2 protein-coding genes are annotated in these 2,458 nt (G+C 63.3%); both read right to left on the bottom strand.

The window, feature by feature from the left end; all coding sequences use genetic code 11:
- Window positions 1–19 precede the first annotated feature (19 nt).
- On the bottom strand, window positions 20–649 hold the full coding sequence (locus ACFWAY_RS53505; RefSeq protein WP_378516506.1) for a DUF885 family protein: 630 nt from the start codon (window positions 647–649) through the stop codon (window positions 20–22).
- Between the two features lie 335 nt (window positions 650–984).
- Entirely contained in the window at window positions 985–2,205 is a 1,221-nt protein-coding gene (locus ACFWAY_RS53500; RefSeq protein ID WP_378458935.1) for a glutamate-cysteine ligase family protein, read from the bottom strand.
- Window positions 2,206–2,458: the final 253 nt, after the last annotated feature.

Genomic DNA, 2,458 nt, shown 5'->3' with positions numbered 1-2,458 from the left:
ATGCGATCCTCAAGAAATCTCATTCTTTCACTACGGCAGGGCATTTCGCGTCTACGACCCGCGCTCGACTGCTATTGGATCGGCGCATCCAGGCTAAGCCGAGCACGGTTTGGCGCGGCACGTCCCTCCCGACGCTGCCGACGGCCACAGCTCGGTCATGAAAGTGCCGCATATCCGATTCAGGGTTGCGTCGGAGATAGTCGTCGCGCAGTTGCTGCCATAGTCGCAGACCCACGGCGTATGACGGAGCTTGGCCGGCCCATCCCAGGTACCGATCGTGTTCGTGTCGCCGACTGATCTCGTCCAGTACGCAATGCTCGGCCAGAAACTGCCACGCCTTGCCAGGATCCCAGATGCCTCCGCCCAGACAACTCGGGGCAGGCAGTTCGCAGAGCCCACCCCTCCCGTGCCCGGAGGCGAAGGTCGCCAGGCGGCGCCATCGATTGAGCTTGTGCCCTCGCGCCATGGCGGTGCCGACCTGCAGGTGATGGCCTGGGACGCCTACGTGGAACACGCGGGACGTTTCGTGCCAGGTGTGAAAGCGGCGACTCCGGCACGTACCGACCACCACATGCGCCCCGGACGAGTCAGTTCTTCGTCCGGGCCGGTGTAGTAGATACCCCCGGTGCGAGTCGGGGCGATCCGGCATTCGAGTCGCTCGATCTCACGCGGGATCGTGAAATGCGAGTGAAATGCGGATCCTTCAGGAGAGGTCCTGCATCCACCGTTGCAATGCGTCGGTGTCACGCAGCGTATACCGCGGGTTCGCATAGAGAAGCTCGAGTACCCGCGATATGTCGTACGTCCCTTCCAAGTCGATTCTCGTCGAAAGCCGTGTACCCCGATGCGGGTCGCCTCCACCGGATCCAGTCCGCAGCACGCGATCAGGTTTGTTCTCTGCGATCCAGTCGACGAGTGTGGGAGTCCGGACGGGGTCTCAATGGTGTCCGAGCTGCACTGGCCGGGCGAGTCAGCAGGCATCGGTCACGGTGCCGCCACGACCGCAGCGTCGAGCCGTGGGAACGCGTCGATTTCGATGTCCCCGTGCACATGTGCGGGGGCCAGTCCGTGCTTGGTGTAGCGATCGATATAGGTCGCAACCGTTCCCGCGGCGGACGAATGGGTCGGGTGCCGGCGTAGGTGCAGCTCGACCACGCCGAGCAGGAGCTTTGCGGCGTCCCGGAGTACCGGGTCGTTGAGTCCGTCACGCGCGGCCGTCACCCAGAGGTCCTGCGTATCCGGGAGCAGGTCGACCAGTTCCGCGGCAACTCGTTCTTCCATTGCGGTCGAGGCGACGAGGACCGCGGCGGAGCGGCAATCCGGCTCCAACGCATCGATCATCCGGAACTCTAGCCAGCCGCGAGGCCGGATCGGCGGAAACAGTGTCGTCAGGTGGTAGCGCAGATCGTCCTCGGTCGGCCAGCCTGCCGGGTGCCCCATTGTCATCCAGTCGGCAAAGGTCAATCCCGGCGGAACGCTCGTGCCCAGATCGCCACTGCGAATGAAGAACACATCTGCCGCGAGAGCATATTGCGCCCAATCCGTTCCGGGTTGATCACTCACCGGGACCGGTGCCGTTCGCCCGGGGTCGATCCCATTCCAGATCGCTTGCCGTACCGATTGCCAGCGCTGCCCATCGGGGCCGATCCCGGGAGAATTCGCGAAGGCCGCGACGAGGACCGGGCCGATCTTGTTCGCCAGTACCCAGCGCAGGTTCCGGCCGTCGGGATGGTGGCTGATGTTGATCTGCACCGATGCGGTGTTCGTCATCATCCATGTACCTTCCCGGCCGCGGTGCGCGTAGAAGCTCTCCATCGCCCGATACCGGGGAAGGTCGAGGATCCGCTGCGGGGGACGCCGGTCGTCCACTGCGAGGTCGGTCGGAATCAGCCCGTGTGCTCGTAGCCGATGGTGGAGAATTACGGCGTCTTCGTTGATTGCGCGTAGCGTGGCCGGCCCCGATTCGAGCGGCGGACCAGACAGTTCGACCTGCCCGCCCGGCTCGATCGTGATGCGGCTGCTGTTCGGCAGAGGGCGGTTCATGATGGGCAGGAAGGCGGCGGATTCGGGGCGTGAGAGGCTGCCTCGCTTGTGCACTGGCCATTCGATCTCGACGCCGACGAGGTCGGCGCCACCGGGTTCGAATGCCTCGCGGGCGACCGCGTGTGCCCTCTGGATCGTCAGTGTAGGGCGAGAACTGGTCATGTCACCAGGTCCTTTCGTCGTCGATACTATAGCTGAAGAACATTTCACGTCGAAACAATTGACTAGCAAGAGATATCTCAATACTATGGAGTGAAGCACATCACAACAAGCCCCAGTTTGTGTCGATCGACACTTCGCAAAACTGCCTTCTACCAGGTGAAAGGTGCCCTTCATGAGCGGCCCCATGACCGGAATCAAGATCGTCGACCTGTGCTCGATGATGTCGGGCCCCTGGGCCACGGACATCCTCGGC

Source organism: Rhodococcus sp. NPDC059968, assembly GCF_042738615.1.
Taxonomy (GTDB): Bacteria; Actinomycetota; Actinomycetes; order Mycobacteriales; family Mycobacteriaceae; genus Rhodococcus_F.
The sequence above is the reverse complement of the archived record's forward strand: the minus strand, read 5'-3'. Positions and strand labels throughout refer to the sequence as shown.

Coding starts and splice junctions, on each gene's coding strand:
- ACFWAY_RS53505 (WP_378516506.1), bottom strand. CDS start 649: ATGCCGGATCGCCCCGACTCGCACCGGGGGTATCTACTACACCGGCCC.
- ACFWAY_RS53500 (WP_378458935.1), bottom strand. CDS start 2,205: ATGACCAGTTCTCGCCCTACACTGACGATCCAGAGGGCACACGCGGTC.